The organism is Galactobacter caseinivorans, from assembly GCF_003640665.1.
Taxonomy (GTDB): domain Bacteria; phylum Actinomycetota; class Actinomycetes; order Actinomycetales; family Micrococcaceae; genus Galactobacter; species Galactobacter caseinivorans.
Genome location: NZ_QQXL01000001.1, coordinates 198,084 through 217,271, shown reverse-complemented (window position 1 = coordinate 217,271; position 19,188 = coordinate 198,084). Strand labels below are relative to the sequence as shown.

The window sequence follows — 19,188 nt, the reverse complement described above, 5'->3', positions numbered from 1 at the left end:
TCTTACCAGCGGTAGTGAGCGAAGGCCTTGTTGGACTCGGCCATCTTGTGGGTGTCTTCGCGACGCTTGACTGCAGCGCCGAGACCGTTGGAGGCATCCAGGATCTCGTTCATGAGACGCTCGGTCATGGTCTTCTCGCGGCGAGCCTTGGAGAAGCCGACCAGCCAGCGAAGGGCCAGCGCCGTGGCGCGGCCCGGCTTGACCTCAACCGGAACCTGGTAGGTGGCGCCACCAACACGACGGGAGCGAACCTCGAGGGCCGGGCGGATGTTATCCATGGCCTTCTTGAGGGACGCCACCGGATCGGTGCCGGTCTTGGCCTGAGCACCCTCGAGGGCACCGTAGACGATGCGCTCGGCGGTGGACTTCTTGCCGTCAAGAAGCACCTTGTTGATCAGCTGGGTGACCAGCTGGGACCCGTAAACCGGATCATTGACGATGGGGCGCTTCGGCGCGGGACCCTTGCGAGGCATTACTTCTTCTCCTTCTTGGCGCCGTAGCGTGAACGAGCCTGGCCGCGGCCCTTGACACCCTGGGTGTCAAGCGCGCCGCGGACGATCTTGTAACGGACACCGGGAAGGTCCTTCACTCGACCACCGCGCACGAGCACAATGGAGTGCTCCTGCAGGTTGTGGCCCACGCCCGGGATGTAAGCCGTGACCTCAACGCCACCGGCAAGGCGCACGCGGGCGACCTTACGCAGGGCGGAGTTCGGCTTCTTCGGGGTGGTGGTGTACACACGAGTGCACACGCCACGACGCATAGGGTTGCCCTTCAGGGCGGGGGCCTTGGTCTTGGTGACCTTCGGCGTCCGGCCCTTACGGACCAGCTGCTGAATAGTAGGCACTTTCGTGTCCTCCGTCATTGTCGCTTTGATGCCGCCCCGCCGCGTGGCGTCAGGTTCGGCGTGGTCGTTTTCTCGCTCTACCGCGGAAAGGACCGTAGGCGTGCGAAAGTGTGGCGTACGCCGCGCAACCTACGCGCGGCACGGACTGGGTCCACTTCGCCACATGAAAACTCTCACTGCTTACTGTACCAGAAGCAGGGCAAGACCAGAGGGTGAGGCTCCCCACTCCCCCTGCACGACGGCGCGGGGCCGCGTCAGCGGCGCCCTCACCGGTGCGGTGCGCACCCGGGCGACCCCACGGCGTCGGGCGCGGGTGCCCGCTGGACCCGGGCGACGGACCCGGAAACGGCGAAGCCCGCCACCACCTCAAGGGTGATGGCGGGCTTCGCCGATTCTGGTGGTCGCCGCGCTCTAGCGCCTCAGCGCTTCACCGCGGCGACCGTGGACCTCAGCGGAAGTCCTGGCCGAAGCCGTAGTCGTCCATGGACATGGCAGAGAATTCTCCACCCAGTCCATCAACACCGCTGTAGTCGAAGCCGGTGAACGCGCTGGGACCCGAGTAGAACGAGGCCTTGGCCTCCTCCGTCGGTTCCACCTCCACCTGCGTGTACCGATCCAGGCCGGTGCCGGCCGGGATCAGCTTGCCGATGATGACGTTCTCCTTCAGACCCAGCAGCGGATCCGACTTGGCCTCCATGGCCGCCTGCGTCAGCACTCGGGTCGTCTCCTGGAAGGAGGCGGCCGAGAGCCACGAGTCGGTGGCCAGCGAGGCCTTGGTGATGCCCATCAGCTCGTCACGGCCGGAAGCCGGACGCAGACCCTCAGAGACAGCCTGGCGGTTCGCGTTCTGGAAGGTAGCGCGATCCGTGAGCTCACCCGGCAGCAGCTTGGTATCACCCTGGTCAATGACCGTGATGCGACGCAGCATCTGCCGCACGATGACCTCAACGTGCTTGTCGTGGATACCCACACCCTGGCTCTGGTAGACGTCCTGGACCTCGCGGACCAAGAACTTCTGGGCCTCACGGGGGCCAAGCACACGCAGGACCTGCTTGGGGTCGATGGCGCCCGCGGCGAGCTGGGTGCCCACCTCGATGTGCTCGCCATCGCTCACCAGCAGACGCGCACGGCGCAGCACCGGGTATGCCTCTTCCTCGGAGCCATCATCCGGCGTCACCACGACGCGCAGCGAACGATCGCCGTCCTCGATGGACACGCGACCCGCCGCCTCGGAGATCGGGGCAAGACCCTTGGGGGTACGGGCCTCGAAGAGCTCCTGGATACGGGGCAGACCCTGGGTGATATCGCCGGAGGAGGCAACACCACCAGAGTGGAAGGTACGCATGGTCAGCTGGGTGCCGGGCTCACCGATGGACTGTGCGGCGATGATGCCGACTGCCTCACCGATGTCCACGAGCTTGCCGGAGGCCAAGGAACGGCCGTAGCACAGCGCGCAGGTACCGACAGCGGACTCACAGGTCAGCACGGAGCGCACGCGGATCTGATCCACGCCCGCCGCGTACAGCTTGTCGATGAGCACGTCTCCGACGTCGTCGCCGGCCGAGGCCAGGATCTCGCCGTTGGCATCCACCACGTCCTGAGCCAGCGTGCGGGTGTAAGCCGAGTTCTCCACGGTCTCGTGAAGGTGACGCGACTCGCCCTCGCCGGTGGAAATCGGCACGAGCAGACCGCGGGTGGTACCGCAATCGTCCTCACGCACGATGACATCCTGCGAGACGTCCACCAGACGACGGGTCAGGTAACCCGAGTTGGCGGTCTTCAGAGCCGTATCCGCCAGGCCCTTACGGGCACCGTGCGTGGCGATGAAGTACTCGAGAACCGACAGACCCTCACGGTAGGAGGACTTAATCGGACGCGGGATGATCTCGCCCTGCGGGTTGGCCACGAGGCCACGGATACCAGCAATCTGACGCAGCTGCAGCCAGTTACCGCGGGCACCGGAGGTGACCATGCGGTTAATGGTGTTGAGCTTCTCCATGCCGTTCTTCATGGCCTCGGCAACCTCATCGGTGGCCTGGGTCCAAATGTCGATCAGCTCGGAGCGGCGCTCGTCATCGGCGATCAGGCCGTTGTCGTACTGCTGCTGCACCTTCAGCGCGCGGGCCTCATAAGGCTCAAGGATCGCGGGCTTGTTCATGTTGGACGTGACATCCGAGATGGCCACGGTCACGCCGGAGAGGGTTCCCCAAGCGAAGCCGTAGTTCTTCAGATTATCCAGCGTGGCGGCCGTGACGACCTTGGGGTAACGCTCTGCCAGGTCGTTGACCAGGTCACCCAAGGAGTTCTTGGTCGCCAGGCCCTCGAACCAGGGGTAGTCCTCGGGGAGGGTCTCGTTGAAGAGCACCTGCCCAAGCGAGGTCTCGATCAGCGCGGTCTGACCCGGCTCCCAGCCCTCGGGTGCCGGCTGCTCCTCGGAGGGCACAAAGCCCTCCACGCGGATCTTGACGACCGCGTTCAGGTGCAGATCCCCACGATCGTGAGCCATGATCGCCTCGGCGACCGTGCCAAAGGCACGGCCCTCGCCGTCCACACCCTCACGCTTGGTGGTGAGGTGGTGCAGACCGATGATCATGTCCTGGGCCGGAAGGGCGACCGGGCGGCCGTCCGAAGGCTTCAGGATGTTGTTGGAGGAGAGCATCAGGATGCGCGCCTCCGCCTGGGCCTCGGGGCTCAGCGGCAGGTGAACTGCCATCTGGTCACCGTCGAAGTCGGCGTTGAACGCGGCACAGACGAGCGGGTGCAGCTGGAGGGCCTTACCCTCAATCAGCTGCGGCTCAAACGCCTGGATGCCGAGGCGGTGCAGGGTGGGTGCGCGGTTCAGCAGCACGGGGTGCTCGGAGATGATCTCTTCCAGCACGTCCCAGACCTGCGGACGGAAACGCTCCACCATGCGCTTGGCGGACTTGATGTTCTGCGCGTGGTTCAGATCAACCAGGCGCTTCATCACGAACGGCTTGAAGAGCTCCAGGGCCATCTGCTTAGGCAGACCACACTGGTGCAGCTTCAGCTGCGGACCAACCACGATGACCGAACGGCCGGAGTAGTCCACGCGCTTGCCGAGCAGGTTCTGACGGAAGCGACCCTGCTTGCCCTTGAGCATGTCAGAGAGGGACTTCAGCGGACGGTTGCCCGGCCCGGTCTGCGGGCGACCGCGACGACCGTTGTCGAACAGCGAGTCCACGGACTCCTGCAGCATGCGCTTCTCGTTGTTGACGATGATCTCCGGAGCACCCAGCTCAAGCAGGCGCTTGAGGCGGTTGTTGCGGTTGATCACGCGACGGTAGAGATCGTTCAGGTCGGAGGTCGCGAAGCGGCCACCGTCCAGTTGCACCATGGGACGAAGCTCCGGCGGGATCACCGGAACGGCGTCAAGAACCATGCCCTCAGGCGAGTTCTCCGTGGCCAGGAAGGCGTTGACGACCTTGAGGCGCTTCAGGGCACGCGTCTTGCGCTGGCCCTTACCCGTCGCGATGGTCTCGCGAAGGGAGATGGCCTCTGCGGCAAGATCGAAATCCTGCAGGCGCTTCTGAATGGCCTCTGCGCCCATGCAACCGGAGAAGAACAATCCGTACTTCTCACGCATGGTGCGGAAGAGACCCTCATCGCCCTCCAGGTCGCCGACCTTGATGCCCTTGAAGCGGTCCCAGACCTGCTCGAGACGATCAATTTCCAGGTCCGCACGCTTGCGGATCTGAGACATGACCTTATCGGCGGAGTCGCGGGCCTTCTTCTTCTCGGCGGCCTTGGCGCCCTCATCCTCCAGGCGAGCCAGGTCCTTTTCCAGGTCCTGACCGACTGCGGCGATGTCAGAATCACGCGTATCAGCGATCTTCTTGACCTCGAGGTCGTGCTGCACCTGCAGGTTCGGCAGCTCGTCGTGACGACGATCCACATCCACGGAGGTGATCATGTAGGCAGCGAAGTAGATGACCTTCTCCAGGTCCTTCGGTGCCAGGTCAAGCAGGTAACCCAAGCGCGAGGGAACGCCCTTGAAGTACCAGATGTGGGTCACGGGAGCGGCAAGCTCGATGTGGCCCATGCGGTCACGACGGACCTTGGAACGGGTCACCTCGACGCCGCAACGCTCACAGATGATGCCCTTAAAGCGGACACGCTTGTACTTGCCGCAGGCGCACTCCCAGTCACGGGTGGGGCCAAAGATCTGCTCGCCGAAAAGGCCGTCCTTCTCTGGCTTCAGCGTGCGGTAGTTGATGGTCTCAGGCTTCTTGACCTCGCCGTAGCTCCACTCGCGGATCTGTTCCGCGGTGGCGAGGCCGATGCGCATGAGGCCGAAGGAGGGTTCGTTGGACATGTGGGTCCTTGCTCTCTCTCATTCAAAGTTCGGAAGTCGTCGCCGTGGGGCAGTGCCCGACGGCGGAAAGGCGGAGGAATGCGGGTGGCCGGGGAAACCGGCCACCCGCAACGAGGATCAGACCTCGTCGACGGAGCTAGGCTCCACGTGGGACAGGTTGATGCCCAATTCCTCGGCGGCCCGGAAGACTTCCTCGTCCTGGTCGCGCATCTCGATCTTCTCTCCCTCAGTCGAAAGAACCTCGACGTTCAGGCAGAGCGACTGCATTTCCTTGAGCAGCACCTTGAAGGACTCAGGCACGCCAGGGGCGGGAATGTTCTCGCCCTTCACGATGGCCTCGTAGACCTTCACTCGACCGTGGATGTCATCCGACTTCACGGTCAGGAGCTCCTGCAGGGTGTACGCGGCGCCATAAGCCTCCAGCGCCCACACCTCCATCTCACCGAAGCGCTGTCCACCGAACTGGGCCTTACCGCCCAGCGGCTGCTGCGTGATCATGGAGTACGGACCCGTGGAGCGTGCGTGGATCTTGTCATCCACCAGGTGGTGCAGCTTCAGGATGTACATGTAGCCCACAGACACGGGGTCCGGGAACGGCTCGCCGGAGCGGCCGTCGAACATCTGCGTCTTACCGGTGTTGCCGATCAGGCGCACGCCATCGCGGGTCTGCGCGGTGTGATCCAGCAGTCCACGAATCTCGTCCTCGTTGGCACCGTCGAACACCGGGGTGGCGACCTTGGTGGGGCCGGACACGCGAGGCAAGTTCGGCAGATCCTTGATCCACTCGGGCTCGCCCTCGACGTTCCAACCCTGCTTGGCTGCCCAACCAAGGTGGATCTCGAGGATCTGGCCCACGTTCATACGACCCGGAACACCCAGCGGGTTCAGGATGATGTCCACCGGCGTACCGTCCGCAAGGAACGGCATGTCTTCCATCGGCAGGATCTTGGAGATGACGCCCTTGTTGCCGTGACGGCCGGAGAGCTTGTCACCCACGGTGATCTTGCGCTTCTGGGCCACGTACACGCGGACCAGCTGGTTGACGCCCGGGGGCAGCTCATCGTCGTTCTCGCGATCGAAGATGCGCACACCGATGACCGTGCCGGACTCGCCGTGGGGCACCTTCAGGGAGGTGTCACGCACTTCGCGGGACTTCTCACCAAAGATGGCGCGCAGCAGGCGCTCCTCCGGGGTCAGCTCGGTCTCACCCTTGGGGGTCACACGACCCACGAGGATGTCGCCGGCCTCGACCTCGGCACCGATGTGGATGATGCCGCGCTCGTCGAGCTGGCTCAGCACCTCTTCGGAGACGTTCGGGATGTCACGCGTGACTTCCTCGGCACCCAGCTTGGTGTCGCGGGCGTCCACCTCGTGCTCCTCGATGTGAATCGAGGTGAGCACATCCTCAGAGACCATGCGCTCGGAGAGGATGATCGCGTCCTCGTAGTTGAGGCCGTGCCACGGCATGAAGGCCACCAGCAGGTTCTTGCCAAGGGCAAGCTCGCCGCCGTCGGTCGCGGGACCGTCGGCGATGAGGGACTGGTGCTCCACGCGATCGCCCTCGGTGACCACCACGTGCTGGTTGTAACCGTTGCCCTGGTTAGAGCGAGCGAACTTCATGATCGGGTAGTGCGTCTCGGTGCCGTCGTCGTTCATGACGGTGACCAGATCCGCGGAAACCACGGTGACAACGCCCGGCTTCTTGGCCATGACGGCGTCGCCGGAGTCAACGGCAAGGAACTTCTCCATGCCGGTACCGACCACAGGGGCCTCGGTCTTGAGCAGGGGCACTGCCTGACGCTGCATGTTGGCACCCATGAGTGCGCGGTTTGCGTCGTCGTGCTCCAGGAACGGAATCAGGGCCGTTGCGGCCGAGACCATCTGGCGCGGGGAGACGTCCATGTAGTCAATGTGCTCGGGCTCGGAAAGCACGGGCTCACCGCCACCGCCACGCTCGCGGCAGAGGACCAGGTCCTCTTCGAAGTGGCCCTTGGGATCCAGGGGCGCGTTCGCCTGAGCGATCTGGAAGTCAAGCTCCTCATCCGCCGTCAGGTAATCAACCTGCTCGGTGACGACGCCGTCCACCACCTTGCGGTAGGGCGTCTCGATGAAGCCAAACGGGTTGATGCGACCGTAGGTGGCCAGCGAACCGATCAGGCCAATGTTGGGGCCTTCAGGGGTCTCGATGGGGCACATGCGGCCGTAGTGGGACGGGTGAACGTCTCGAACTTCCATGCCTGCGCGGTCACGGGAAAGACCACCCGGGCCCAGCGCGGACAAACGACGCTTGTGCGTGATGCCGGCCAGCGGGTTGTTCTGATCCATGAACTGCGAGAGCTGCGAGGTACCGAAGAACTCCTTGATCGCAGCCACCACAGGGCGGATGTTGATCAGGGTCTGCGGCGTGATGGCCTCGACGTCCTGCGTCGTCATGCGCTCACGCACCACGCGCTCCATGCGAGACAGGCCCGTACGGACCTGGTTCTCGATGAGCTCGCCCACGGCGCGGATGCGACGGTTGCCGAAGTGGTCGATGTCGTCGACCTCAACGCGGATGTCCATGGCCTGGCCCTCGCGGGAGCCCGCGATGCTCTTCTGGCCGGCGTGCAGCGCGGCCAGGTAGTGGATCATCGCGACGATGTCAGCCTCTGACATGACGGAGGCATCCGGCGAGGCGATGTCCACATCTACGCCCAGCTTGCGGTTGAGCTTGTAACGGCCCACCTTGGCGAGGTCGTAGCGCTTCGGGTTGAAGTAGAGGTTCTCCAGAAGCGTCTTGGCGGCCTCCACCGTGGGCGGCTCGCCCGGGCGCAGCTTGCGGTAGATATCCAGCAGCGCCTCGTCCTCGGTCTGGACGGTGTCCTTCTCCAGCGTCACGCGGATGGAGTCGTAGCCACCGAACTCCTCGAGGATGCGACCCTCGGACCAGCCAAGAGCCTTCAGCAGCACCGTGACGGACTGCTTGCGCTTGCGGTCGAGGCGAACGCCGACCTGATCGCGCTTGTCGATCTCCAGCTCAAACCAGGCGCCACGGGAGGGGATCACCTTGGCGGAGAAGATCTCCTTATCGGAGGTCTTATCCGGGGTGCGCTCAAAGTAGGCACCAGGTGAACGCACCAGCTGGGAGACGACGACGCGCTCCGTGCCGTTGATGATGAAGGTCGCGTTCTGCGTCATCAGCGGGAAATCGCCCATGAACACGGTCTGCTGCTTGATCTCGCCGGTGATGTTGTTCATGAACTCGGCCTTGACGTACAGCGGGGCCGAGTAGGTGGTGTCGCGATCCTTGCATTCAGCGATCGTGTACTTAGGATCGGCGAACTCCGGCTCGGAGAAGCTCAAGGACATGGTGCCCTGGAAATCCTCGATCGGAGAGATCTCTTCAAAGATCTCGGCGAGGCCAGGAATACGGGCCACGCCCTTATCGCCTTCGGCGTCAGCCTTGACTACGCGTGCCTGCCAGCGCTCATTGCCCACAAGCCAATCAAACGACTCGGTCTGCAAAGCCAGCAGATCCGGGACGTCGAGGGGCTCGTGGATCTTGGCGAAGGAGAGGCGGCCCGCCGCTTCTGCGGTACGGGCTGAACTAGCGGTTGAGTTCGTAGAGGTGCTCGAGGCGACCAAGAGGGATCCTTCCACAGACCTTCAGGTTTCCGGGTACGGCTCCGCTTAATTACTCGCGCCCTGGCGCGAGCACCACAAAGGGGTCCGACCCACCGCTATATGAAGGTCGCACTGAAGACATGGGAAGCCGCAAAGGTCCATCCTAGGACGAATACCTCGGCATGTCTAGTCCTCTTCCCCGCATCCCTGCCCTACTGCGCCCCGTGACGGGAGACTCCGGCGCGGGCGCGAGCCAGCGGCAGGGCACACGTGCGGCAAAAGTGTGCAAGCTCATAGCACGGAGTATCGTCAAGGGCGGCGGCTTTGGCACACACGCTACCGCCAGCGACAGCAGCATCGGCATCTTCACCGATGGCCACCAAGGAGGCACTATGTCCCAGGCATCTCCCCGCGACGCCGTCATCATCGGCGGGGCGCGCACGCCTTTCACCAAGCTCAAGGGAGCCCAGGCTTCCCTCCAGGCAGTGCAATTGGGCGCCGCCGCCATCTCTGGGGCGCTAGAGCGTTCCGGCGTGGCCGCCAGCGATGTTCAGTACGTGTTCATGGGTCAGGTAGTCCAGGCGGGTTGCGGCCAGAACCCGGCCAAGCAGGCGGCCATCGCCGCCGGCATCAGTTGGGACGTTCCCGCGGAGACCCTGAACAAGGTCTGCCTCTCCGGGCTGCTCTCTGTCACGCAGGCGGCTCGCATGATCCGCCTTGGCGAGGCCGATGTGGTGGTGGCCGGCGGCATGGAGTCCATGACCAACGCCCCGCACCTCCTTCCCGGTTCGCGCAGCGGCTGGACCTACGGGGACTTCAGCGCTGTGGACTCTGTGGCTCACGATGGCCTCACGGACGCCTTCGAGAACATCTCCATGGGTTCCTCCACCGAGACTCATAATGCGCGCCTTGGCATCGGCCGCCCGGAGCAGGATGCCCTGGCAGCGGACTCGCACCAGCGTGCAGCCGCCTCCGCTTCCCTCCTTGCCGAGGAGATCGTCCCCGTGACGATCCGCGGCCGCAAGGGTGACACCGTGGTGGACACGGATGAGGGGGTGCGCCCCACCACCACGGTGGAGACGCTCGGCGGACTGCGCCCCGCCTTTGCGAAGGAGGGCACCATCACGGCCGGCAACTCCTCCCCCCTGTCCGACGGCGCTGCGGCGCTGCTCGTGGTCTCGCGGGACTGGGCCGAGGCAAATGGCTCCACCATCCTGGCCACTGTTGGCGCCTCCGGGCAGGTCTCCGGACCGGATAACTCATTGCACTCCCAGCCCTCCAACGCCATCAACCAGGCGCTGACCAGGGCCGGCTGGTCCGTGGGAGACCTTGACCTGGTGGAGATCAACGAGGCCTTTGCCGCGGTCGGCGTGCAGTCGCTCGCCGACCTGGACTACTCCTGGTCAAAGACCAACATCCACGGTGGTGCCATTGCGCTTGGGCACCCGATCGGTGCCTCCGGCGCGCGGCTGGCGCTCACGGCGGCACTGGAGCTGCACCGACGCGGCGAAGGCAAGGCAGCCGTCAGCCTGTGCGGCGGCGGCGGCCAGGGCGAGGCACTGCTGCTCAGCGCGGAGTAAGACGCACGGCGGCCGGCGCTCAGCGCAGCGCCGGCCGCGCAGGAGCCGGCCCAGCAGGAGCCGGTCCAGCAGGAGCCGGTCCAGCAGGGCCAGTCGCACAAGAACAGGAGCCCCCCACCGCCATAGGCGGTGGGGGGCTCCTGTCAGAGCTGCCGGGCTGCTAGAGCCCGGGAGAAGTCACTTGAGGGTGACGGAGGCACCGGCGGCCTCGAGGACCTCCTTGGCCTTCTCAGCAGCTTCCTTGGTGGCGCCTTCGAGGACGGCCTTGGGGGCACCGTCGACGAGCTCCTTGGCCTCCTTCAGTCCGAGGGAGGTCAACGAGCGCACCTCCTTGATGACACCAATCTTCTTCTCGCCAGCGCTCTCGAGGATGACGTCAAACTCGGTCTGCTCCTCCTCGACGACCGCGGCACCGGCCGGGCCGGCCACGGCGACGGCCGCGGCGGAGACGTCGAAGGTCTCCTCGAACTGCTTCACGAACTCGGAGAGCTCGATGATGGTCATTTCCTTGAAGGCATCAAGGAGCTCGTCGTTGCTGAGCTTCGCCATGATGGCGTCCTTTCTCGAATGCGGGCGCGAGCCCGCGGAAAACGTATGGGTGTGAGGCTCAGGCCTCGGGGGTCGCTTCCTCGGCGGCCGGGGTGGCCTCCTCGGCAGCGGCAGCTTCCTCGGCCGGGGCCTCGGCAGCAGCCGGGGCACCTTCCTCGAGCTTCAGGCGCAACGCGTCGATGACGCGAACAGCGGCAGAAGCCGGAGCCTGCAGCACGCCAGCCACGCGGGCCAGCTGGTGCTCACGAGACTCAAGAGCGGCGAGGTCGGCAATCTGAGAGGCGTCCATGGACTGGCCCTCAAAGAAACCGGCCTTGATGATGAGCTTTTCGTTGTCCTTCGCAAAATCGGTCAGGCCCTTAGCGGCCGCGACCGAGTCGCCCTTGATGAAGGCGATCGCGGTGGGTCCGGCAAGCTGGCCATCGAATGCATCGATGCCAGCGGCCTTCGCCGCGATCCCCGTCAGGGTGTTCTTAACAACCGTGTACTTGGTATCTGCACCAAGTGAGCGACGGAGAGTCTTGAGCTGCGCAACGGTAAGCCCACGGTATTCGGTCAGGACAGCTGCTGAGGACTCCTTGAAGTCTGCGGTGATCTCCTCGACGGAGACCTCCTTCTGCGGCGTTGCCATAACCCTCCTTCCGGGGTGTGGTCGGCCGGACCCCAAAAACGAGACGAGCCCCGGCGCAAGGCACGGGGCTCGGATGCAGGGCGTGGCCCTGGCTCAAAGTTCGTGTGCCTGCGTGGGTCGTCCCGCAAGCGGGAACCTTCAGCAATCAGCGCTAGCTCATTGCGACCAACGGTCTTTGGTACCTGTCCAGAATACAGACCGCCCCCTCCCCCGCCAAATCGCGCCCTCCGATGGCGCCGGGCACCCTCCGCTGCGGGCAGATCCTGACGGGAGGCAGGCAGCTCGGGGCGTCTCACCGGGGCACCTGATCCTGGGCGCGAGGAAGCCCCCTTCCAAATTTGGGGGGGAGGAAGGGGGCTTCAGTCGCCGGCCCATTGGGGGACCGGCCGGCGACAGTGTCCACCGGGTCTTGGGGGCATCCGGTGAACGTGCGTGGCGCTCCTCGCCCTGTCATGCGATCACGCACCACGCGAGATTTAGCATAGCAAAGAATCCCGCGAATGTGAGATGAAAAGCAGGTTTGTTCGGCTTCCTGTCATTCCAATTGTTGGAATGAACTCCCTGGCAGGTTAAGGGAAGCGCGGCCTTCTGAGCGCAGGGCCCCGCAGCTCCGCGAGACTGCCTCTGCGATTACTTGGAGGCGGGTAATGCAGCAGTCACGGATGCATAAACCGGCACTTGTGATCGCGGAATGCCAAAGGGCCCCGGGGGAATCCCCCGAGGCCCTCTGGATTGATCAATAAAGATCAGGCAGGCAGAACGCGCGTGACGTTCGGGTCCACGGGGATGCCCGGGCCAAACGTGGTGGCGACGGTTGCCTTGGTGATGTAGCGACCCTTGGAGGAGGCCGGCTTCAGGCGAAGCACCTCTTCCAGGGCGGCCGCGTAGTTCTCGGCCAGGGCCTGCGGGGTGAAGGACGCCTTGCCCACAATGAAGTGGAGGTTGGAGTGCTTGTCGACGCGGAAGTCGATCTTGCCACCCTTGATGTCCGTGACGGCCTTGGCGACGTCCATGGTCACCGTGCCCGTCTTCGGGTTGGGCATGAGGTTACGCGGGCCAAGAATCTTGCCCAGGCGTCCCACCTTGCCCATGAGGTCCGGCGTGGCGACGGCCGCGTCGAAGTCGGTCCAGCCGCCCTGGATCTTCTCGATCAGGTCGTCGGAACCAACAAAGTCGGCGCCGGCCTCGCGGGCGGCGTCGGCCTTGTCACCGTTGGCGAAGACGACCACGCGGGCCACCTTGCCGGTGCCGTTCGGGAGGTTCACCGTGCCGCGGACCATCTGGTCAGCCTTACGGGGATCCACACCAAGACGGAAGACGACCTCGATGGTGGCATCGGTCTTGGCCGAGCCGTTCTCGCGGGCCAGGTTCAGGGCCTCGGTCGGGGCGTAGAACTTGCCCTCTTCGATCTTGGCGGCCGCGGCCTCATATGCTTTGCTGCGCTTTGCCATCTGCTTGTGCTCCTTGTGCAGTCGTGGTCATGCGGGTCGCGCGCGACCCTTCCACCGTCACCGGGTCGGTGACGTCTGGATGGCCCCGTCGCTGTTGCGACGAGAACCGAGTGAGGGCTTTCAGCCCTTGACGGTGATGCCCATGGAACGGGCGGTACCGGCGATGATCTTGGACGCGGCGGCCAGATCGTTGGCGTTGAGATCCTCCATCTTGGAGGTGGCGATCTCCTCAACCTGAGCCTGCGTCAGGTTGCCGACCTTGTCGGTGTGCGGCACGCCGGAGCCCTTGGGGACACCCGCGGCCTTCTTGATGAGCTCTGCTGCCGGCGGGGTCTTGGTGATGAACGTGAACGAGCGATCCTCGTACACGGTGATCTCCACCGGGATGACGTTGCCGCGCTGCGACTCGGTCGCGGCGTTGTACGCCTTGCAGAACTCCATGATGTTGACGCCGTGCTGACCCAGCGCCGGGCCGATCGGCGGGGCCGGGTTAGCGGCGCCTGCCTGGATCTGCAGCTTAATAAGGCCAGTGACCTTTTTCTTGGGGGCCATGAATGGTCCTTCCCTTCTTGCGTGTCCCGACACACAGGAGCGTGGCCGGGAGGATAGACGCCGTGGCGCGGCGTCCTGCACCGTTTCACCCAACCAAGCAAGCCGGGCGAAACGAAGATGATGTGAGGCTCCGAGGAGCCAAGGATCAGGTGATCTTGTTGACCTGTGCGAACGACAGCGTCACCGGCGTCTCGCGCTCGAAGATGGAAACGAGCACCACCAGCTGGCGGGCCTCCAACTTGATCTCCGAGATCGTGGCCGGGAGCGTCTCGAACGGGCCGTCATTCACCATGACGGACTCGCCGACCTCAAAGTCCACGGTCACATCGGTGACCGGCACCTTGGGGGCCTTGCCGGTGCGCTCCGCATCCGCGGCAGGGATGACGGTGTGCTCCAGCATGGAGTACACCTCATCCAGGCTCAGCGGCACGGGATCGTGGGCGTTGCCCACAAAGCCGGTGACACCGGGGGTGTGGCGCACGGCGCCCCAGGAGGCATCCGTGAGTTCCATACGCACCAGCACGTAGCCGGGGATGCGCACGCGGCGCACAATCTTGCGCGTGGTGTTCTTGATCTCCACGACCTCTTCCATGGGGACCTGGATTTCGTAGATGAAATCCTCCATGTTGAGGGTCTGGATGCGGGTCTCCAGGTTCACCTTCACGCGGTTCTCGTAACCGGCGTAGGAGTGAATCACGAACCAGTCACCCGGCTGACGACGCAGCTTGGTGCGGAATTCCTCAAGGATCTTGGCATTCGGATCCTCGTCATCCTCGGACTCGTCCGCGGCGGCGGGCTCCTCCTCGGAGGCGGCCTCATCAGAGACAGCATCCTCAGACGCTGCTTCATCAGAAGTCTCCGCTTCGGAAGCTGCCGTCTGGGCGGACTCAGCGGCCTCCACGGTCTCAGAGGACTCCTCGGAAACGGTCTCCTCGGGAGCCTCTGCAGCGAGCTCCTGCTCGGCGGGGGCGTCCACGTCGGAGAACGGAGTCTCGTCGTGGTTCTGGGCTTCGAGTTCCTGCTCGGGCACGCGAACTTCCTGCTTTCCTACTCGATACGTGAGGGTGGGACACGGCGACGACGCTGTCGTCGCCGCGACCTAAACTTCCTTGGGGCGGGTGAAGGTCCAGATGGAGAGCTGGCCGAAGAGGCCATCAAGCAATCCGACAATCACCATGACCAGCACCACGAAGGCAAGGACAACAAGCCAGTAATTGATCAGTTCACTGCGGGTCGGAGAAACGACCTTGCGCAGCTCCTGCACTACCTGGGCTAGGAACAGTCCGATGGCGCCGAAAAAGCCGCGCTTCTTCTTGCCCGATCCGGGTCCCTTCACAGCGGTGTCGGTCACCTTCAGCCTCCGTGTCCCTCAATGTCGATACGGCGCGGACCCCGGCGAACTTGCCGATGATCCACGCCGTCAGTCGGGGAAAAGCCCCGATCGCAGGGCAGACAGGACTCGAACCTGCAACCTGCGGTTTTGGAGACCGCTGCGCTACCAATTGCGCCACTGCCCTTCGTTGGCGCGCCGCTCCGGCAGGAGGGCAACACCGAGAAGAAAGACTACATGCACACGGGCCGTCGCGTCGAACTGACGCATGTGACGCTCACCGCCCACACACAGGCCCGCCCCGATAGGATGGAGATCACCTTGGCCGCCCGCCGCCCTCCGCGGCGGACCGGCCTGATGGCCACCAGAGAATCGCCTCGACCTCCAAGGATGACGACGTCCATGTCTCGCATTTCCGCTCGCATTGCTGCCATCGCCCCCTCCGCAACCCTGGCGGTGGACGCCAAGGCCAAGGCCCTGAAGGCCGCCGGGCGCCCCGTCATCGGCTTTGGTGCGGGCGAACCCGACTTCCCCACCCCAGATTATGTGGTGGACGCTGCGGTGGCCGCGGCACAGGACCCGCGCTTTCACCGCTACTCCCCCACCACCGGCCAGCCGGCGCTGCGTGCGGCCATCGTTGAGAAGATGCAGCGTGACTCCGGCCTGAGCATCGAGGAGAACCAGATCCTCGTCACCAACGGCGGCAAGCAGGCGGTCTACAACGCCTTCCAGACCTTGCTGGATCCCGGGGATGAGGTGATTGTCCCCGCGCCGTTCTGGACCACCTACCCGGAGGCCATCCGCCTCACCGGCGGTGTCCCCGTGGACGTCTTTGCCGGCCCGGAACAGGGCTACAAGGTCACGGTGGAGCAGCTGGAGGCCGCGCGCACCGATCGCACCAAGATCCTGCTCTTTGTCTCCCCGTCCAACCCGACCGGCGCCGTCTACACGCCGGAGGAGACCGCGGCGATTGGCGCCTGGGCCCTGGCCCATGACCTGTGGGTCGTCACCGACGAGATCTACGAACACCTCACCTATGACAACGCCGTGTTCACGTCCATCGCCACGGCCACCCCTGAACTGGAGAAGGTCGTCATCCTCAACGGCGTGGCCAAGACCTACGCCATGACCGGATGGAGGGTGGGATGGATGATCGCCCCTGCGGACGTCATCAAAGCCGCCTCCAACCTGCAGTCGCACTCCACGGGCAACGTCTCCAACGTGGCCCAAATGGCGGCCGCCGCCGCCGTGGCCGGCCCCCTCGACGCCGTCGAGCAGATGAAGGTGGCCTTTGACCGCCGCCGCAAGGCGATGGTCGCAGGGCTCAACGAGGTTCCCGGCTTCCACTGCCCCACCCCGGAGGGCGCCTTCTACGCCTACGTGGACGTCCGTGACGCGCTGAATCGCGACTACCAGGGCTTCACCCCCACCACGTCCGCTGAACTGGCCGACTTCATCCTCGAGCGCGCCGAGGTGGCCGTGGTGCCCGGCGAGGCCTTTGGCCCCTCCGGCTTCCTGCGCCTCTCCTACGCCTTGGGAGATGAGGACCTGGCGGAGGGCGTGCGCCGCATCCGCGAACTCCTCTCCTAAGCCAGCCCGCCCCGAGCCAGCTAGCTAGCTTGCCAGCCACCACGTAGCCAACCCCCTAGGAGTCACCGTGCAGCCCCTCTACCGCGCCTTACGCGCCCAGCCCTTCCGACGCGGCCCGCGCCGCTGGTTGGGAGGGATCTGCGCGGCCGTGGCCCAACGCTTTGGCTGGGACGCAAACCTGGTCCGCCTCATCACGCTGGTCCTCTTTTTGCTGCCGGTCATCGGCGTGGGTCTCTACGCGGTGCTCTGGCTGGTGCTGCCGTGGAGTGATGAATCCATCCCGCTGGAGCGGCTCGTGGGCCGCGCCACCAAGAACCGGCCAAGCAAGAACGGGCCCACCATCAAGGGCTAAAGCCTCACCTCTCTGCGGCAAAGTGTGAGGCGGGATACACTGGTGTTGCAGCACTGGGCCCAACGTCGTGCCCCTCATGAAGATGTAGGTCACGACGAGAGAGAGTCCCAGAATGCGCGTCGGCATTATGACCAGCGGCGGAGACTGCCCCGGCCTCAACGCGGTGATTCGCGGAGCCGTGCTCAACGGCATCAAGTCCCACGACCAGGAATACCTGGGCTTCCTTGACGGCTGGCGCGGCCTGCTCCAGGGCGAGTTCATGAACCTGGAACGCTCCATGGTTCGCGGCATTTCCAAGCAGGGCGGCACCATTCTTGGCACCAGCCGCACGCACCCCTTTGACCACCCCGAAGGCGGCGTGGACGGCGTTGCGGCCGCGCTGGATCGCCACCAGTTGGACGGCCTCGTAGCCATTGGCGGCGAGGGAACCCTGGCGGGCGCTAAGCGCCTCGCGGACGCCGGTCTGCCCATTGTTGGCGTGCCAAAGACCATCGATAACGACCTGGGCGGCACCGACTACACCTTCGGCTTTGATACCGCGGTGCAAACCGGAACCGAGGCCATTGACCGCCTGCGTACCACCGGTGAGTCACATCATCGCTGCATGGTCGCGGAGGTCATGGGCAGGCATGCGGGCTGGATTGCCCTGCACACCGGCATGGCGGCCGGCGCGCACGCCGTGCTCATTCCCGAGCAGAAGGTCACCATGGCCCAGATTGCCGAGTGGGTGGGAGACGCCGAGGATCGCGGGCGTGCGCCGCTCGTTGTGGTCGCGGAGGGCTTTGTGCCAGAGGACGCCGAGGAGGTGCACACCCCGCTAGGCCTTGACCGCCACGGCCGCAAGCGGCTTGGCGGAATCGGGGACCGGTTGGCGCCGCTGATCGAGGACATGACCGGGATCGAGACCCGCTGCACCACCCTTGGCCACATCCAGCGCGGCGGCACCCCCACGGCCTTTGACCGGGTGCTCGCCACCCGTATGGGCATGGGCGCGGCTGACATGGTCGCGGATGGCGACTGGGGCCGCATGGTTGCCCTCACCGGCACCGACATCCACCGCGTCCCCCTTGAGGCAGCGCTGGAGTCGCTCAAGACGGTGCCGCAGCACCGCTACGACGAGGCCGCGCTGCTCTTCGGCTGAGCCGGGCACGGCCGTTGCCCGACGGCGCATGGCCGGGTGATACTCAGAGCCGGCGGATCCCCTGGGGGCGCCCCACCACGCTGCCGGCGTCAGGCGCCACGATGGTGGTCTGCGCGGCGGCGTAGCTGGTGTCGCCGTCCTGGACCACCAGCGTGAGGCTTGGGTCCACGTTGCGGCGAATCACGGCCAGGGCAATGGGACCTGCCTCGTGGTGCAGCACGGCAGAGGTCACGGAGCCGATGGTGCGCCCGTCCGCCAGGATCGGCGCACCAGGGGATGGCACCGTGTGCTCCATGCCGTCCAAATCAAGGAACACCAGTCGGCGCGGCGGATGGCCAAGGTTGTGGACCCGCGCCACGGTCTCTTGGCCCTTGTAGCAGCCCTTGTTCATGTGCACAGCGGTGCGGAGCAGGTCCAACTCATGCGGAATGGACTTGTGGTCCATCTCGTGGGCCTGGCTTGGCTCCCAGGCCGCGACCCGCAGTTGCTCCGCCGCCATGAGTCCGGCCGGGCTGAGCCCCGCCTCTGCCACCAGCCGCTTGGCCACCTGCTCCCACTGATCCCGCGGGATCAGGTCAAGGCGCCAGTCGTTCTCCGCTCCAGGGTGCTCTTCCACCACGGAGTAGGGGTAGCCGCCGGGCTGCACCTGCGGCCACGGGTCCACCCAGCGAGGGCCCAGGTCCGCCCCGTCAAGAGTCCACTCGGCATTGCTGCCCGCCACCGCCCACTGCTGCGTGGCGTCCGCGACCTCCACGCGCATCATGAAGCGCATGGAATCCAGCCACGCGGCCAGCGCGCCGGCCCGGTGCGGTTCCACGATGAGGAAGCTGGTGGTCCCGTCGTCGATCACGCGGGCGTCAAACTCGATGCGACCCTGCAGATCCAGGAACAACGTCCGGGTGGGGGTCTGCTCCGCCAACCGGTCCAGCCCCTGGGAGCTGAGGGAATGGAGCAGACGCAGGCGGTCCGGCCCGGTCATGGTCACGACCCCCCAGGTGGAGAGGTCCACAAACGCCTGGCCGTCCGCGAGGGCCCTTCCCTCACGCAACGGCGCGCCGTAGTGCGCGGGGATCCCCGCGTCCGCGCCGCCTTCATTCACCGCCCCTGGCCAGGACAGGAGGGGGGACACAAAGGCCGCCACCGATGCGTCGGAGGCGGCCTGCGTGTCCGGGGTGTTGTCCGGGGTGGTGCTCATGCTGGGGTGTTCCCCTTGTCAGAGTGGTCTGAGC

General features: G+C 65.2%; 15 protein-coding genes and 1 tRNA gene. 4 read left to right on the top strand and 12 right to left on the bottom strand.

The window, feature by feature from the left end:
* Positions 1 to 2: 2 nt before the first annotated feature.
* The 4 genes from rpsG to rpoB all read right to left on the bottom strand — a co-directional run bounded on the left by rpsG (position 3) and on the right by rpoB (position 8,804).
* Positions 3 to 473 (bottom strand): 30S ribosomal protein S7, encoded by a 471-nt coding sequence (gene rpsG, locus DWQ67_RS01025; protein WP_121483725.1) that lies wholly within the window; start codon positions 471 to 473, stop codon positions 3 to 5.
* Positions 473 to 847 (bottom strand): 30S ribosomal protein S12, encoded by a 375-nt coding sequence (gene rpsL / locus DWQ67_RS01020; RefSeq protein WP_121483724.1) that lies wholly within the window; start codon positions 845 to 847, stop codon positions 473 to 475. The genes rpsG and rpsL overlap by 1 nt, the downstream gene beginning before the upstream one ends.
* A 448-nt stretch (positions 848 to 1,295) precedes the next feature.
* Positions 1,296 to 5,180, bottom strand: a complete 3,885-nt coding sequence (locus DWQ67_RS01015) for a DNA-directed RNA polymerase subunit beta' (protein ID WP_121483723.1) — start codon at positions 5,178 to 5,180, stop codon at positions 1,296 to 1,298.
* Positions 5,181 to 5,297: 117 nt separating this feature from the next.
* Positions 5,298 to 8,804 carry a DNA-directed RNA polymerase subunit beta gene (gene rpoB, locus DWQ67_RS01010; protein ID WP_121483722.1) on the bottom strand — a complete coding sequence of 1,169 codons (3,507 nt, stop codon included), beginning with the start codon at positions 8,802 to 8,804 and terminating at the stop codon, positions 5,298 to 5,300.
* A gap of 371 nt (positions 8,805 to 9,175) precedes the next feature.
* On the opposite strand from rpoB, the gene DWQ67_RS01005 reads away from it, so the two are divergent.
* Positions 9,176 to 10,363, top strand: coding sequence for an acetyl-CoA C-acetyltransferase (locus DWQ67_RS01005; protein ID WP_121483721.1), 1,188 nt, complete (start codon positions 9,176 to 9,178; stop codon positions 10,361 to 10,363).
* 177 nt (positions 10,364 to 10,540) lie between these two features.
* Here the strand turns inward: DWQ67_RS01005 and rplL are convergent, their stop codons facing one another.
* The 7 genes from rplL to DWQ67_RS00970 all read right to left on the bottom strand — a co-directional run bounded on the left by rplL (position 10,541) and on the right by DWQ67_RS00970 (position 15,063).
* Positions 10,541 to 10,912, bottom strand: a complete 372-nt coding sequence (gene rplL / locus DWQ67_RS01000; RefSeq protein WP_121483720.1) for a 50S ribosomal protein L7/L12 — start codon at positions 10,910 to 10,912, stop codon at positions 10,541 to 10,543.
* 58 nt (positions 10,913 to 10,970) lie between these two features.
* Entirely contained in the window at positions 10,971 to 11,543 is a 573-nt protein-coding gene (gene rplJ, locus DWQ67_RS00995) for a 50S ribosomal protein L10 (protein WP_121483719.1), read from the bottom strand.
* Between the two features lie 746 nt (positions 11,544 to 12,289).
* Positions 12,290 to 12,994 carry a 50S ribosomal protein L1 gene (gene rplA / locus DWQ67_RS00990; protein ID WP_121483718.1) on the bottom strand — a complete coding sequence of 235 codons (705 nt, stop codon included), beginning with the start codon at positions 12,992 to 12,994 and terminating at the stop codon, positions 12,290 to 12,292.
* Positions 12,995 to 13,114: 120 nt separating this feature from the next.
* Complete coding sequence (gene rplK, locus DWQ67_RS00985) at positions 13,115 to 13,546, bottom strand: 50S ribosomal protein L11 (RefSeq protein WP_121483717.1); 432 nt, start codon at positions 13,544 to 13,546, stop codon at positions 13,115 to 13,117.
* Between the two features lie 145 nt (positions 13,547 to 13,691).
* Positions 13,692 to 14,576: a transcription termination/antitermination protein NusG gene (nusG, locus tag DWQ67_RS00980; RefSeq protein ID WP_121483716.1), complete on the bottom strand. Its 885-nt coding sequence runs from the start codon at positions 14,574 to 14,576 to the stop codon at positions 13,692 to 13,694.
* 69 nt (positions 14,577 to 14,645) lie between these two features.
* Positions 14,646 to 14,897 (bottom strand): preprotein translocase subunit SecE, encoded by a 252-nt coding sequence (gene secE / locus DWQ67_RS00975; protein WP_121483715.1) that lies wholly within the window; start codon positions 14,895 to 14,897, stop codon positions 14,646 to 14,648.
* Between the two features lie 93 nt (positions 14,898 to 14,990).
* A tRNA-Trp gene (locus DWQ67_RS00970) sits at positions 14,991 to 15,063 on the bottom strand.
* 215 nt (positions 15,064 to 15,278) lie between these two features.
* Between DWQ67_RS00970 and DWQ67_RS00965 the strand changes: the two genes are divergently transcribed.
* From DWQ67_RS00965 to DWQ67_RS00955, 3 genes are all read left to right on the top strand, one after another.
* Positions 15,279 to 16,466 carry a pyridoxal phosphate-dependent aminotransferase gene (locus DWQ67_RS00965; protein ID WP_121483714.1) on the top strand — a complete coding sequence of 396 codons (1,188 nt, stop codon included), beginning with the start codon at positions 15,279 to 15,281 and terminating at the stop codon, positions 16,464 to 16,466.
* Between the two features lie 67 nt (positions 16,467 to 16,533).
* Positions 16,534 to 16,818: a PspC domain-containing protein gene (locus DWQ67_RS00960; RefSeq protein ID WP_121483713.1), complete on the top strand. Its 285-nt coding sequence runs from the start codon at positions 16,534 to 16,536 to the stop codon at positions 16,816 to 16,818.
* Between the two features lie 112 nt (positions 16,819 to 16,930).
* The gene (locus tag DWQ67_RS00955; protein ID WP_121483712.1) at positions 16,931 to 17,959 is read left to right on the top strand and encodes a 6-phosphofructokinase; all 1,029 of its coding nucleotides are present in this window, start codon (positions 16,931 to 16,933) and stop codon (positions 17,957 to 17,959) included.
* Positions 17,960 to 18,002: 43 nt separating this feature from the next.
* Here DWQ67_RS00955 and ygfZ read toward each other — a convergent pair whose 3' ends face one another.
* Complete coding sequence (ygfZ, locus tag DWQ67_RS00950; RefSeq protein ID WP_199712558.1) at positions 18,003 to 19,154, bottom strand: CAF17-like 4Fe-4S cluster assembly/insertion protein YgfZ; 1,152 nt, start codon at positions 19,152 to 19,154, stop codon at positions 18,003 to 18,005.
* Positions 19,155 to 19,188 lie beyond the last annotated feature (34 nt).

Excerpts from the sequence above, each read along its gene's own strand:
- rplJ (WP_121483719.1), bottom strand. The coding sequence starts at position 11,543 with ATGGCAACGCCGCAGAAGGAGGTCTCCGTCGAGGAGATCACCGCAGAC.
- ygfZ (WP_199712558.1), bottom strand. The coding sequence starts at position 19,154 with ATGAGCACCACCCCGGACAACACCCCGGACACGCAGGCCGCCTCCGAC.
- rplL (WP_121483720.1), bottom strand. The coding sequence starts at position 10,912 with ATGGCGAAGCTCAGCAACGACGAGCTCCTTGATGCCTTCAAGGAAATG.
- DWQ67_RS01015 (WP_121483723.1), bottom strand. The coding sequence starts at position 5,180 with ATGTCCAACGAACCCTCCTTCGGCCTCATGCGCATCGGCCTCGCCACC.
- rplK (WP_121483717.1), bottom strand. The coding sequence starts at position 13,546 with ATGGCCCCCAAGAAAAAGGTCACTGGCCTTATTAAGCTGCAGATCCAG.
- DWQ67_RS01005 (WP_121483721.1), top strand. The coding sequence starts at position 9,176 with ATGTCCCAGGCATCTCCCCGCGACGCCGTCATCATCGGCGGGGCGCGC.
- rpsG (WP_121483725.1), bottom strand. The coding sequence starts at position 473 with ATGCCTCGCAAGGGTCCCGCGCCGAAGCGCCCCATCGTCAATGATCCG.
- rplA (WP_121483718.1), bottom strand. The coding sequence starts at position 12,994 with ATGGCAAAGCGCAGCAAAGCATATGAGGCCGCGGCCGCCAAGATCGAA.
- DWQ67_RS00955 (WP_121483712.1), top strand. The coding sequence starts at position 16,931 with ATGCGCGTCGGCATTATGACCAGCGGCGGAGACTGCCCCGGCCTCAAC.
- DWQ67_RS00965 (WP_121483714.1), top strand. The coding sequence starts at position 15,279 with ATGTCTCGCATTTCCGCTCGCATTGCTGCCATCGCCCCCTCCGCAACC.